This is a genomic window from Salinivibrio sp. MA440, from assembly GCF_001996265.1.
Taxonomy (GTDB): domain Bacteria; phylum Pseudomonadota; class Gammaproteobacteria; order Enterobacterales; family Vibrionaceae; genus Salinivibrio; species Salinivibrio costicola.
On record NZ_MUFI01000044.1, the window covers coordinates 1 to 14221 of the forward strand.

Here is a 14221-nt window from a genome sequence, read left to right on the forward strand (position 1 = left end):
GCCTTTAATTTTATAAGTAAAACTATCTTTGTTAACCAATGTGTATTGACCGTTTTTTTCCTCAAACGAGAGATCAATACGAGATAGAGCACGACCGTATTTATCCGGCTCAGTCACGATCACACCATTAACAACTGCTTTATCAATGCGAGTATGCATATGGCCGGCGACAATCGCATCAAGTTCTGGATTGGCATTGGCAATATCTGTGACCCCGGTATTCGCAATGTCGTTTTCATTATCCAGGCCCATGTGGGCGACTAAGATAAGAGCGTCGACATCATTTTTGAGTGTCTCGACCACTTTTTTAACTTCCAGTGAAGGGTTGGTAAAGGTCACGCCTTCGAGTCGCCCGGTGCCTTCGGCAAAGACTTGTGTCATCGGTGTATCCATACCAATTACACCCACTTTGATGCCATTTCGCTCGATGATGGTATGAGCGGGTAAAAAGGGTTGCCGTCAGGTCGTTTAATATTGCCGCCGAGTGATTGTCCCTCAAATTGATCGAGCGAGCGCTGCAAAACATCCAAGCCAAAATCAAACTCGTGGTTACCCATGACCCATATATCATAATCCATTTGGTTAAAACCAAGCATCATTGGACTTGTCGCTTCATCCTTAAACGTCTCGACAAAGTTACCTTGAATGGTGTCACCCGCATCGACCATGATGACGTTTTTGTTGGTGCTACGAATATCCGCTACCTTGGTCGCGATCTGGCTCAAACTGCCACGCATATTGAGTTTGTCTGCCGCGTAATCCCATGGCATGAAATGGCCATGTAAATCTGATGTGCCAAGGATAGTGACATTATGCATATCCCCATCAGCGGCAAGAGTGGAGAACGAGAGTGAGAGCATGATCAGACTAGCGAGTGCGTTTTTTTTCATCAGAGGGTACCTGTTTAAAAAGTTAGGCGAACCTTAAGGGAAATGAGCACTACATAGAGTGACTAACTTCATGCTTTTTGATTGTTAATATCAGTAGATTACATTTTTATGAGATGTTGCACTCTTTCAACAATGTCAGGGATAGAACAAGGCCTGTGACAACGAAGATCATGCTTTAATTTTATATTAATCAGATGCTTGAGGTTTTTTTGTCTTTTTCTTTTATTTTTCAAAGTCGATGAAATGATTCTGTCCTACGCTGAAATTGAACAATTTTAAGTAGATATAAATGTGATAGAGGCGGTAGGAATGGGTATGAACATCAATAACACCATGAAATTAGTGTTTTTTATTATTGGTGCAGGCATTGTGGTGAGTTTTTTTACGATCATTCAGCTTAATGGCTTGATGAATAAAGTCGATGAAATGGCTCAGGTGCGATATGAATCGTATCAAACGGCCGATGAATTAAGACAAAGCTCTGATGACTTAACGCGTCTGGGCAGAACTTACACAGTTACCGGCAATGAAAAGTACGAAAAGATGTACATGGATATCCTCGCTATTCGTAATGGAGAGAAACCTCGGCCAGTAAATTACCACACCATCTATTGGGATTTGGTTTTAGAGTATGGGCAAAAACCTAAACCCGACGGAAAAACGATTTCACTCAATCAACGTATGCAAGATCTGGGCTTTACAGAGAAAGAATTTGATCTCCTAAAAAAAGCGCAAGCTAACTCTGATGGGCTTGTTAACATGGAAGTTAAAGCCATGAATGCTGTCAAAGGACTGTATGCAGACAATAGTGGCAACTATACCGTTAGAGGTGAGCCTGACCGACAAATGGCGATCGATCTCGTTCATAGCGAACAGTACCATAAAGAAAAAGCAAAGATAATGAAGCCGATTGAAAGCTTTTTTATTGCGTTAGAACAGAGAACGAATACACAATTTAACGCTGCAGCTGCAAGCGTTAAAAAGACAGTGTTAATCGGAAATATATCTTTAGTGGTGGTGATTATTATTGCTATCTTGGGCTATGTGATCACGAAAAGGAATGTGGTTAATCCGATACACAAAATGGCCTCAACACTGAAGAAGATCGATGATGATTCAGACCTCACTCTTCGTGTCGATGATAGTAAAAATAATGAAATTGGAACAATCGGTACCACAGTCAATAAGGTCGTTGGCAGCTATTCATCGACCATTGATAAAATTAATAGCGTTAATCATATGATCGCTCAGATTACGGATAGTTTGGTCGATATTACCAGTAAAAATGCCAAAATATCTAACCAGCAAAACCAAGAGCTCGAGATGGGTGCCACGGCCATGGAAGAAATGACCTCCGCCCTTGCCACGGTAGCGGAGAACACCTCCATGGCAGAAAAGTACGCAGGTAGTACCTAGAAAGAAACCACCACCAGTAAAGATGTGTTCGATAAAACCATGGTCGAGTTTGGCAGTTTAGAAACTGAATTCAAAAAGACATCGGAGGTGATCCAAGAGCTTGCCGATGAATCCACTAATGTAGGTAATGTACTTGATGTGATTAAAGGCATTGCAGAGCAAACCAACCTCTTAGCGCTAAACGCGGCCATCGAAGCGGCGCGAGCAGGCGATCAAGGTCGTGGCTTTGCGGTTGTGGCCGACGAGGTGAGATCTTTAGCGCAACGGACACAAAAATCTGCTGGAGAGATTGAAGAAATGATCGGTGGTTTGCAAGGTAAGGCGGAACAATCAACACAGACTATTCGTGTTAACGCAGATAAGATTGCATCGACACGTGACAATATGACCACCGCAAACGAATCGCTTGGCACGATCAAAGAATCTGCGATAGAAATCCATAGACTGAATTCATCGATTGCATCGGCCACGGAAGAACAGCTTTCTGTCAGTGATGAAATCTCGAGCAATTTATCAAACATAAAAACCTTATCAAGCGATATGCATGAAGCGATTGATCAACTGGGCCCGATTGTGTCTGATTTAAAAGATAACGTTAACGCATTGAACGGTGCTATTCAGGATATTCGTACCTAATTGACAGGCGATGACTGTTAACCGGATTGCTCGAGTGAGCAATCCGGTTTTGTCCAAACGCTCATACGTTCTCTCATTGCAATGAGATCTACCGACAAACACTGACACACTCGTACATTCTCACGACAGCCTTTTTTCTACTTGGTGATTATAGTCAGCCTTCTTTAACGCGTTTTTGCCTGATCAGCAAACCAAAACTGGCCTCAAATGAGGCCAGTTTTGCTCGTATTAAACCTTTGAATGTGCGAGTGTTATACGATACGTCGCCGAAAGATGCGATGGCCAACTGCATTGAATAATGCGCCTGCCACAATTAACCCACCACCGAGATAGGTCCAAATTGAGGGCACTTCATTAAAGATCCATACCCCAAGCAAGGTTGAGAACACAATTTGTATATAGGCATAAGCAGACGCTTCACCGGCTTGTTGGGTTTGCATGGCTTTGGTGAGTCCATACTGGCCAACCTGGGTAAATACACCGACTAAAACCAATAGCAATGTGAGCGATAAACTTGGCATCACGAACTGTGGCCACATCAGCACGGTCGCGACGGGTAGGGCAACCATGGGAAAGTACAAAATAATTACCGAGCTGTCTTCGGTGCGGCTGAGTTTACGCACAATCACATAAGCCATTGAGCTGCCTAATGCCCCCAGAAGCGCAATAATCACGCTAAACGTGGGCAAGGCCTCCGCAATATTACCGTTAAGGTTAGGTTGCACCATCACGTAAAGCCCGATTAAACAAAGCGCAATACACACCAACGTGGCGCCTTGTAATCGCTCTTTGAGTAACACCAACCCAAGCACAGCAGTAAACACCGGGTGAGTGTATTGCAAAACAGTGGCTTCGGCTAAGGGTAAAGTCGTGACCGCATAATACACACACATCAGCGCGGCTGTACCGAGTACACCACGCAGCAACAGGAGTTGCTTATTGTTACCCCATACCGACAGGCCTTTACGTTTCACATCGGTGTAGCTGATGATGAGCGACACCAGTGCTCGGGCGGCGACAATCTCAAATACCGGGATACCATTGACAGCCACGTATTTCACACAGGCGGACATCAAGGCAAAGCCAAGCGCAGACAGAAGCATAAAGCGGATCCCAACTGGGATCGCAGAGAAAGAGAAGGCAGGCATAATCATACAAACTTAAACAACAGGGCGACTATGATAACGCGTCTCGGTGCGCTTTGCTTGATGATTCGATAAATAAACCCGCGTCAGCGATTGCCGCGCGTTGTCGTTGTTTAAACTGCCGAGGCATGCGGCGACGGAGTGATTTAATCGGTGTTTAAGTAACGTCGCGCTATGGCCAAAGTTGGGTTAGCGAGCTTAGCAATCCATCGCTCGCGCCTTGTTGGCCCAAATAGTCGAGCACAACCGGCACAAACTGCTTTAACGTGGCCGCGTCGATACCAAGTTTTTCTGCTGCACGATACACATCACCCATTGAACCGATGCCACCCGCACTCGCATTGTCTCCGAGTAATGACGAAAGCGACGATAAATCAGGGCGTAAACTTGCAAGCTCTTGTTGATCGCTGCCGGTGAGGCCATTCGCTGCCATGGCGAGTAAGGCCCCGGCGCCACCTGTTGCTTGAGCTGGGCTCACATCCACTTGTTCAGTGATCGATTTAACGAGCGGAGATTGGCTTACCTCATCACCGGCAAATTGGGTTGCCATTTGCGTCATCACATCAGTGGTTTTATCGCCCTGGCCGAAAAGGGCATAGCTCGGAGTGGTAAGAAGAAGACTGGAAAGCGTTAACAGTGTGGCCGCGTATTTCATGATCCCTCGCTCGTTATAAAGAATAAGCACGTTACTCTAGGTATAGCGGGACTTGCCGCTGAATGAAAGAAATCCGCGTTGAAGTAGTCAGTGTTGTGTTTGACCATGATGAGCAAAGCAATTACGTATTAGTGATTTGATGTAAAAAAAGACCAGCGCCCCCATAATCCCCCCGCCATGAGCGAGGTGAGCAATATCGATACCCAATGCGGCACGCATGGGCAGAGCTTGACCCAACAAGGCATCAGCCACACATTTTATACCCGTGATTAAAGCGATGCATTTTCCGCTTGGGGTGCGAATCGTGCTTAATCCCCCAAACATAAACAAACCGTACAATACGCCAGACAGCCCCATGTACTGCTGATAGGGGCCCCACCACATCACCAGACCCACCACACAAGCAAGCCACAATAGCAGCCAAGCGAAGGTACTAGCGTTGATGTGGCGATAAAAAATGAGGCCGAATACGACCAATCCCGCCATATTGACCGACAAATGAAAAAGGTTTTGATGAACCAGATTGCCTGTAACGAATCGCCACCACTGACCGGATATCAGCGCATTTCGCTGCCAAATCCATGTCTCAGCGATTGACGTGTAATGAGCCCAAACACATGCTAGCGCGACGATTATCAGTAAGAAAAGTGGCCGGACAGATGCGGATAAGATGATAGGTTGCCTTGGTTTCATCACAGCCTTATATCTTGTCAGCGATTTAATAACAACGGCTTATCGCAGGCAATATGACTGAATGAGATCTTTCTCAAAGTTCAATACAAGTGATAATTGATCTCAATCGTATTTGCATCTATGATTCACGCCCTGAACTCACCCCCAATTTAATGTTTGTATAACATGAAGTTAGTGAATGCGCTGTTAATCGGGCTTATGTTTGTGTCGCCATTGAGCCATAGCGATGATGAAACGAATACGTTGTCGTCATTTTCGTGGCTGCAAAATGTGACGCAACAACAGGATAAAATTCGGGCATATCTGGAACGCCAAAATCAGCATGCGCAACAGTCGCTGATGGCGAGTCAATCGCTTCGTGATGAGCTATTGAGTGAATGGGAGCGTACACCGCAAACCGGTTCCGAACCTTGGTTAGCGCGCGATAGTCGCGAGTTTTTACAAACACGGGTTAATGGTGAGCGCGTGCTGCGTATGCGCAAAGCCGCCAGCGAAAAAGAAGCAGGTAGCGAAAAAGCATCGACATTGCTCAACATTGAGGCGCGAGCGGCTGAGCATGCGTATTACCAGCTAGGGAGTTGGTCGTTAAGTCCCAATGGACAATGGCTCGCCATTACCGAGGATATTCACGGTGAGGAAGACTACCGCATCGTGCTGATCAACCGCCAATCAGGGCAAGCCGATATTATTGCCACCGGGGCTGATGCATCTGTCATCTGGTCGCCGAATAATCAGCAGCTCTACTATGTCGGCAAAGAGGCGAAAACTGCGCGTCCCAGCCAGTTGTTCCGCCATGAAATAGGCACTACCGGTGGCGATAGCTTGGTGTATGAAGAAGTCGATCCTGCTTGGTTGTTGTCGGTATACCGTGCTAGCCACACAGATACGGCTATTGTGCAAGTCAACAATGAATCGTCGACCGAACAGCGTCTACTCCGTCTGAATGATGGCAGCCTGTCTGCACCGCTCAAAGCGCGTCAACCGGATGTCGAATACTACCTCGATAAGACGGATGATGCGTTATGGATGCTGAGCAATCACCAAGGAACCAAGCAGTTTTATCGCGCTGCCGTCGCGACACCGAATGATTGGCACATCGTTTATGCTGCCGAGCCGGGCGCTGAGTTAAACACGTTTTACCTTTTCGAAGATGGCATTGTCCTCACCCAACAGTACGAGGGTGAGCAGTGGTTTATCTTACTTAATGCGGACGGTGAGCGCGTGGTTAAGCAGCCTTTGGCGGCACAAGGGAAGGTCGCTTGGTTTGCGCGCGGAGGCGACTATGCTAGCAATCAGTTGCTTATTCGCAGTATGTCGCTCGTACAGCCACCAAGATGGGAAGCGCTGGATCTAAAATCCGGCACACGTCGTGAAGTCAGTGCCGATCATTACCCCGACTTTGATGCATCTCGTTATCACTCTGAACGCTTGTACGTTGGACCGCATCGTATTCCTGTTACGTTGGCATACCGCAAAGATGCGCTGACTCCGTCATCGCCAGTCGTGCTGTATGGGTATGGCGCGTATGGCTTTACCATGAAGCCGTATTTTATGCCGCAAACTGTCTCGCTAATGGACCGAGGCGTCATCTATGCAATTGCGCATGTGCGTGGCGGTGGCTATTACGGTGCAACATGGCACCAAGCGGGCAGCGGGATGAATAAAAAGCATGGCATCCAAGATTTTATTGATGTCGCCAAAGCGATGGGCCGTTATCAAGACGGACAGCGTGTAGTCGCGGCTGTGGGCTCAAGCGCTGGCGGTACCTTGGTTGCCGCGGCACTTAACCAAGCGCCCGCAACGTTTGCTGCCGCTAGCCTCAATGTTCCGTTTGTCGATGTGCTGGGTAGTATGGCCAACCCGGCGTTGCCGTTAACGGCACAGCAATACCAAGAATGGGGCAATCCTGCGCAAAGCGATCAGCGCGAGGTTATGCAAGGCTATGATCCTTTGCGCAACATCCAGCAAAAACCTTATCCCCCTATGCTGGTGCGTGTCGGCTGGGATGATCAGCGTGTGCCTTTTTGGGAAGGGGCGCAATACCTTTCGCATTTAGCCGCAACCAGCACCCGATCGGGCCCATATTTGTTGTTGACAGATTTTTCCCGTGGCCACCAAGCCGATGCGCGTCATGGGCTGACGCAACAAGCGACCGACTATGCCTTTCTCTTACACCAACTGAAGCGTGTGAACTAACCGGAGTATTAAATGAAATTGTCTTCTGTCTCTGTGGCAGTGCTGACGGCACTGGCTACTGGCACCGTGCACGCCAATTCTGTCAACACCGAGGAGAATACCTCTGGTGACGCGACTAATCCCCATGTTGAGACGGTGGTCGTCACAGCCAATAAATTTGCTGAATTACCGTCCGATACAGCGGGTTCGGTCGCCATTTATCGTGGCGAAGATATCCAAAAAAAGGGCGCCACTGAGCTCTATGATGCACTGACAAACGAACCGGGTGTCAGTGTGACAGGCGGAGCAGGTCGCCCTCAAAACATCACTATTCGCGGCATGTCCGGTAACCGTATCTTGATTGTGGAAGATGGCGTTCCAGTCGCGGATGGATTCGGTGCCGCTGATTTGAACGATAAAGCAGGGCGTAATTCCTTTGATATCGCAAGCGCCAAGCAAATCCAAGTCGTGAAAGGCGCTAGCTCAACCAGTTACGGTTCAGGTGCATTAGGCGGTGCTGTGATCGTGACATCGCTGTCCGCGGACGATCTCCTCCGCAACAAGGATCTGTTCGCCGACGCGCAAGTTACCTACAGCGAGCTCAGTGATAAAGGCCGAGTCGGCAGTCGTCTCGCGCTCCGTCATGGTGATACCAGTGCGTTGCTCGATGTGAGCTATTGGGAAGGGGAAGAAACCCGTAATTACCAGCAAGATTTGTACAACCGTACTTTGGATGGTGGCAGTGCGTCGTTGCGTCTGGATCATTATGTCTCCGATCGTTGGAAGCTAAGTGCTCGAGCCAAGCTCTACCGTGAAGATGCATCGCGACAAGAAGGGACAGCATCGATTCAACCTGACGGTAAGTGGGATATCAAAACGTTTGATCAAGCCGAACAAATCGAAACCACGCAATTTTGGCTTGGCAGTGAATATCACGCCCAGCAGCCTTGGTTAGAAACCCTCAACACCAAGCTCTATTACCGAAATACCGATTTTACCCAGAACACGAACCGTTTGATGACTCGCTGGAACATGGGGATCAATGAGCAACGTCGGGTGCTGGATGATCGCCTTTTTCAAGACCAGTCAATCGGTTGGTCGGTAGATGCCAACGCTGAGCAAATCAGCGGAGACGTGGTGCATACGCTGGTGTACGGTGGTGTGTTAGAAACGGCTTACCATGAACGCCCTGTGACGAAAACGACTCTCGATTGGAACGGCGTAACGGTGAGTGATACGCAACCGTTCGCGCCAGCACGGAGTTATGCGTTAGGTGTTTATGCGCAAGATGCAATGAGTATCGGGCAGTGGCGTGTAATGCTGGGTCTACGTGCTGATGCGTACCGATTAAGCGCAGACGATCCCCAAGCCATTGGCATGGCAAGTGTGGCGGACAATAACAGTGCAGCGTTATCGCCCAGTGCTTCGGTGGCCTATCACTGGACGCCCGCGTTCAATACCTACCTCACTTATAAGCATGGTTATCGAGCGCCTGAATACGACAAAAGCTATGGCTACTCTAACCACGCCTCTGTGCCGGTGACGCCATTTGTGGTGTTGCCCAATCCGTCGCTTGACGCGGAAACCAGCGATAGTTTTGAGCTCGGGGCTAAATATGATGACGGCAAGCTCCGCTTGTATACCGCGGCATATTACAACCGGTTTAGCCAGTTTATTGATATTGCCGATCAGGGCTTTAATACGGAAACCGGCCTGTTTGAGAAACGCTATGAAAACCTTGATGGTGTAAAAACGTATGGCGTTGAGGCATCAGCGGCCTATGCATTTACCGATCAATGGCAAGCGAAAAGTCAGATCGGCTGGATCTCCGATCAAGACGACAATGACGAGTATGTTCGCAACTTAGCCCCCCTCGAAGGCAGCCTATCGCTTCACTTCGATAACCAATCGTTTAACGGTTATACCCGTTTGAACTGGGCAGATCAGATGACCCGCACGCCCATGTGTTACACCGAGTTAGGCACCCGCACTGAGTGTGCTCAGACGTCTGGCTGGGCGAGCGTTGACCTTGGCTTGGGCTATCAGTTCTCGTCTCATGCTTCTATCAATCTCAATGTCTATAACGTGTTAGACCGCGAATACATTCGTTATCAAGACGTTGCCGGTATTTCTGAGTCACAAACCCGTTTTTCGACCGAGCCCGGTCGTTACTTCACCCTCAATGCACGTTATGCGTTTTAAGGAAGAACCATGAAATCAGCGATCAGTCTTGTGGCGTTGGTACTTGCCAGTGCCAATGCCATGGCAGGGGAATGGGATTACCCTGCGGGCAATTATCAAGCAAGTGATGCCACTCAAGCACAGCAGTATTTGCGCACGCATTATCCGTCAGTCGGGGAGCTGTCGTTGCGCTACCAAACCAGCAGTTTGCTTGGTCGTCAGTATAACTTTGATATTTACCGTGGTGGCGAGTATCAGCCGCAGCGTACGTTGGTGTTACATACCGACAAACACGGTTTGGTGACTCGGGTGTATAAAAGCCTAACCGATACCATGATCCGACAGGGTGAGGCAGTGAAAGAGGCGGCTATTGAGATCCCGCGTCGCCTGATCGCGAATGCGCCGCCAGCGCTATCAGACGGAGAGTTAGTGACGCGCACCGTCAATGTGGTTGATCCGGATCTGCGTAGTATGGACAAACAGCCCGCCCCCGAGACGCTCTGGACAACGCTGGCGGATTATCCCCACGCGCCACGCTTTGTTATGCGTGATGTCTCTTTATTGGATGTGGGCGGCACCCTCTACCTGAGTAATCCCAGAGTCCAAGCCGTTGATGCTATCGCCTTTGAAGACAAAAACCCTGAGTCTGGACAATGGCAGAAAAGTGACAGTGTCTCGTTTTTAAATCCGGACGGTGTCACACAGTTTGCGAGCCATGCTTCGCTCACAGCGTTGCCTTTTGATAGTCAAGACTTTGCACAAATGATGGCGTTTTATCATTTGGATAAGTCCCTGCAATATGTGTCCTCGTTAGGGTATTCATTATTTGATGGTCCGGTACGTTTTGATGCTCACGCCTTAAGTTCGAACAACTCGTCTTACTATGTGGGTCCTAACGCTGTGATGTTTGGGGCGTCTGGCTCGCCCGATACACTTGACGCCGATGTCGTGGTCCATGAGCTGGCCCACGGTATTCACTACCATATTTTGCCCGACTGGGCGTATGGCCACACTGGCGCCTTGGGTGAGGGATTTGCTGACTATTGGGCGGGCTCTGCCAGCTATCGTACCTTGTATCAACAAGGTGATGACTTCGAGATTGATACCGTCTTTAACTGGGATGGTTATTTCGGTTTTAAGCAAGGTACGCGCAGTTTGTGGAATCAAAAAGCGCGCTATTTTGAAAGCAGTGAATACCGCGCGCACGAAAACGTTGGTGGTGAATTAGGGGATGAGCTTTGGTCGACGCCTTTGTTCCAAACCCTCAAGCAAGCCGTCGCACTGTATGGTGAACCCGCTTTTAAAGAGATGGATACCTTGGTGCTGGAATCGATGTTTGGGCTAGGCCGGGGCATGAAAATGCACGATCTGGCAGAAAGCATGCTCTATGTGGCTAAAACTTATTATCCATCACGCGACTATGCAGCCTTGTTGAAAGCGAACTTTGAAAAACACGGTTTGCTCAAAGCACCGTTTCGCTTTGAAACGAGCCAGCGTTATGTTGCCGATACGGCGGCGATCCACACACGCTTAACACCACAAGGGCGCACAGCCTCAGTGCGTGGTGATATTCAGGTGGAGGGTGGAGCGCCCACGTCCATTAATCAATCACTCGATCAGGCTCAGTCGTTTTCTATCCCTCTACCGCCTGCGGCGCAATGCGGTCAGCCGCTGACTCTTGAGGCGCGAATTGACTATCAATTTGATGACACGTTGCAAACCCATCAATGGCGAGACAGTTTGACGGTGATTAAAGGCTTGCCTCAACTCACCCAATCGCGCCAAACCCTGAATGCGACCTTGCCGGATGCATCGGTGGCCAGTAATGGCGCTCAAAACAATGGTTTCAAGAGTTTTAACTTCATTATTAATGATGACGCGAATGCCATTCGTGCCGATCTTGGCGTGTATGTCCATATCAACCATGCCAGCCCATCAGATTTACGCGTTGTTCTTGTCTCCCCCGCAGGCTCACGGGTGACGTTACATGCCAATACCGCCCGTCAGAGCAATGACTTAGTGCGCTATTGGACCAGCCAGCACGACGATCTTTTACAAGCCTTTGATGGCGAACCCCTAGCGGGGAGTTGGCGTCTTGAAGTGACAGACTATGCCCAAGGCAGCAGTGGTGAGCTGGTGGCATGGCAAGTGGGACGCGTGACGGGATTCGATTGCCAAGATACCGACCTTAGCACCGAGGATGCTCTAGACACCGCTAGCTCGGGAGGCGGCGCGTTGTCATGGCCACTGCTGCTGGTGGGCTTGCTTTGGGGCGGCTGGCGAGCACGAAAGGGCGAGTCCTGATAGCGCGTTATTCAATCACCTTAACACCCTTATTAAAAAGATAGATATGATGAAATTTAACTACTCTCTACTCGCCAGTGCATTGCTACTGGCAGGCTGTAATGGTTCTGGATCAGAAACGAGTGCAAGCGACTCGATTGCGCCGACCTACAGCGTCTCTGGTACCATTAGCGCCACCAATGCCACCGGTAATGAAACCGTTTGTGCGGATTTAAATGGTGACTTTGCCTGTAACGCCAACGAACCCACCACACAAGCGGAGCAGGGGGCGTTTACTCTCACCAGCGCCGATAAAGCGATCTTGTCCTCGCCGATTGTCGCGCAAATCGACACCGGCGTGACCACGTTATCGTCGCAACGAATGGGAGCGCAGACTGACGCGCCTCGCCAAGCGAATGCATTCCTTGTTGCTCCCGGCGTGCGCAAGACTACCGGCAATGAGATCAATGTGATCAGCACACTGGTCGCTAGCAACATGGCGGCAGGGGATGCCTATCAAGATGCTGTCGCTCATTTACGTGAGCAATTCGAGGCGATGGGCGTCACGACGCAAGCAGACTTGCTTACCAACGGAGCGGATAACCGTTTTGTACAGCTTGAAAATAACGTTTTATCGCTGATATCGGGCATGACGCCTACGCGGGCGAATCGCATGCTAGCGCTACTAAGCGGTGAATTGGCGCGTTACGCGGATGTTTTACTTAAAGGTGCCCCGAGCGATGCTGAGCTGAACGCGATTTTGGTTGAGTTGGATGAACGGACTCAAATGCGTCCTGTGAACGATACCGGCATTGTTAGCTATTATTCCGACAGCGGGAATGTTACCACCGCGCCTGACGACTACCCCGGTCAAGATGCTGACTATGGTTTTGATGCAACGGAAGGTGGGTTTAGCCTCACCAAACTGGATGGCAACGGTCAGCCTTTACCCGATAGCGCGACCACGTGGGATTGCGTGCAAGATAATCGCAGCGGACTGGTATGGGAGAGCAAACAGACGGACCCTCAATCCCCCCGATACGTTGATCGCCTTTTTGCCTATCAAGTGCCTGGGCAGTTCGAACCGTTTGGCAAAGATATTGAGGCGACAGGCTGCAAAGACGCTGAGGGTATTTGCACCACTGCCCAATACCAAGCGTACCTAAATCAGCAACAGATCTGTGGCATTGATCAATGGCGCTTACCCACCTTTGTTGAACTTTATAGCCTGATTGATTTCGGCGAGACACAAACCGACAGCGATGGGCGTGTTTATGGGCTCGATACGGGGTATTTCCCTCATCAATCCTCTGCCAGTGAATACGATGCCGGCTTGTTGTGGTCTTCCACCGCTTTCTTAACCGAATATACCGCATTTGCGACGCCGGGTGCGCGCTATATCCAGCTGCCGCAAACGCGAGGCAGTGATCGTGGCACTACAGTATCGCTCGAGATCTATAGCGATCAGGTCGATTCTGACTACACCTCATGGCAACTGCCTATTCGTCTTGTCGCCCAAGGAGAAAAATAATGAACAAACTGATCATTGCCGCCAGTATCTTCGCATCTGCAACTGCATGGGCAGGCCAAGAATGCTCGATTGATTTAACCAAAACGGCACCGAATGTCCGTTACAGCTTTGATGATAATGGCACGGTAACGGACACCTTTACCGGATTAACTTGGATGCGTTGCCCACTGGGTAAAACCTGGCAAGCCGAACAACAGGCGTGTCGTGGCGACGGCACCGGAATGTATTGGCAAGCCGCACTTAATGAAGTGCAGGCGATCAATCAAAGCCAAGCGCACCCGCTTCATCAGTTTGCCGGTCACACGCAATGGCGTATGCCCAATATTAAAGAGCTAGTATCATTGGCTGAACATGCCTGCATGAAACCCGCGCTCAACCCGAAGGCATTTGCCGAAGGTTTCCCGTATTCAACTGCTGAGGAAGGATATGGTACCGGAGACGTTCGCGCTTACGTGTGGAGCAATAGCCATGTGCAAGCGGATAATACGATTTTGATGTTTGACGTGCGTAACGCGGAGATATTTGCTTACGGGCCGACGCAGCTTGAGGGCAGTGTACTGCTAGTAACAGACCAGTAAAAGAGATCGCCCCAGCGACATGGTATGTGGCTGGGGCG

8 protein-coding genes and 2 pseudogenes are annotated in these 14221 nt (G+C 49.4%); 6 read left to right on the plus strand and 4 right to left on the minus strand.

The window, feature by feature from the left end:
• A pseudogene (locus BZG80_RS12720) lies at positions 1 to 890 on the minus strand (metallophosphoesterase); the annotation flags it as partial.
• Positions 891 to 1205: 315 nt separating this feature from the next.
• Here BZG80_RS12720 and BZG80_RS15990 point away from each other — a divergent pair.
• Positions 1206 to 2942: pseudogene (locus BZG80_RS15990) on the plus strand (methyl-accepting chemotaxis protein).
• A 251-nt stretch (positions 2943 to 3193) separates the two neighbouring features.
• Here the strand turns inward: BZG80_RS15990 and BZG80_RS12730 are convergent.
• The 3 genes from BZG80_RS12730 to rrtA all read right to left on the minus strand — a co-directional run bounded on the left by BZG80_RS12730 (position 3194) and on the right by rrtA (position 5435).
• Positions 3194 to 4090 carry a DMT family transporter gene (locus tag BZG80_RS12730; protein ID WP_025744670.1) on the minus strand — a complete coding sequence of 299 codons (897 nt, stop codon included), beginning with the start codon at positions 4088 to 4090 and terminating at the stop codon, positions 3194 to 3196.
• A gap of 169 nt (positions 4091 to 4259) precedes the next feature.
• Positions 4260 to 4742: a DUF2780 domain-containing protein gene (locus BZG80_RS12735; protein WP_077460594.1), complete on the minus strand. Its 483-nt coding sequence runs from the start codon at positions 4740 to 4742 to the stop codon at positions 4260 to 4262.
• 87 nt (positions 4743 to 4829) lie between these two features.
• Complete coding sequence (rrtA, locus tag BZG80_RS12740; RefSeq protein WP_077679509.1) at positions 4830 to 5435, minus strand: rhombosortase; 606 nt, start codon at positions 5433 to 5435, stop codon at positions 4830 to 4832.
• 165 nt (positions 5436 to 5600) lie between these two features.
• Here rrtA and BZG80_RS12745 point away from each other — a divergent pair, with 165 nt between their 5' ends.
• The 5 genes from BZG80_RS12745 to BZG80_RS12765 are packed head-to-tail and all read left to right on the plus strand — an operon-like array spanning position 5601 to position 14183.
• The gene (locus BZG80_RS12745) at positions 5601 to 7631 is read left to right on the plus strand and encodes a prolyl oligopeptidase family serine peptidase (RefSeq protein WP_077679510.1); all 2031 of its coding nucleotides are present in this window, start codon (positions 5601 to 5603) and stop codon (positions 7629 to 7631) included.
• 12 nt (positions 7632 to 7643) lie between these two features.
• On the plus strand, positions 7644 to 9812 hold the full coding sequence (locus BZG80_RS12750) for a TonB-dependent hemoglobin/transferrin/lactoferrin family receptor (RefSeq protein WP_077679511.1): 2169 nt from the start codon (positions 7644 to 7646) through the stop codon (positions 9810 to 9812).
• A gap of 9 nt (positions 9813 to 9821) precedes the next feature.
• Complete coding sequence (locus BZG80_RS12755; RefSeq protein ID WP_077679512.1) at positions 9822 to 12095, plus strand: proprotein convertase P-domain-containing protein; 2274 nt, start codon at positions 9822 to 9824, stop codon at positions 12093 to 12095.
• Positions 12096 to 12141: 46 nt separating this feature from the next.
• Complete coding sequence (locus tag BZG80_RS12760) at positions 12142 to 13605, plus strand: Lcl domain-containing protein (RefSeq protein WP_077679513.1); 1464 nt, start codon at positions 12142 to 12144, stop codon at positions 13603 to 13605.
• Entirely contained in the window at positions 13605 to 14183 is a 579-nt protein-coding gene (locus tag BZG80_RS12765; RefSeq protein ID WP_077679514.1) for an Lcl C-terminal domain-containing protein, read from the plus strand. Before BZG80_RS12760 ends, BZG80_RS12765 begins: the two co-directional genes overlap by 1 nt.
• The last annotated feature ends 38 nt before the right edge of the window (positions 14184 to 14221 follow it).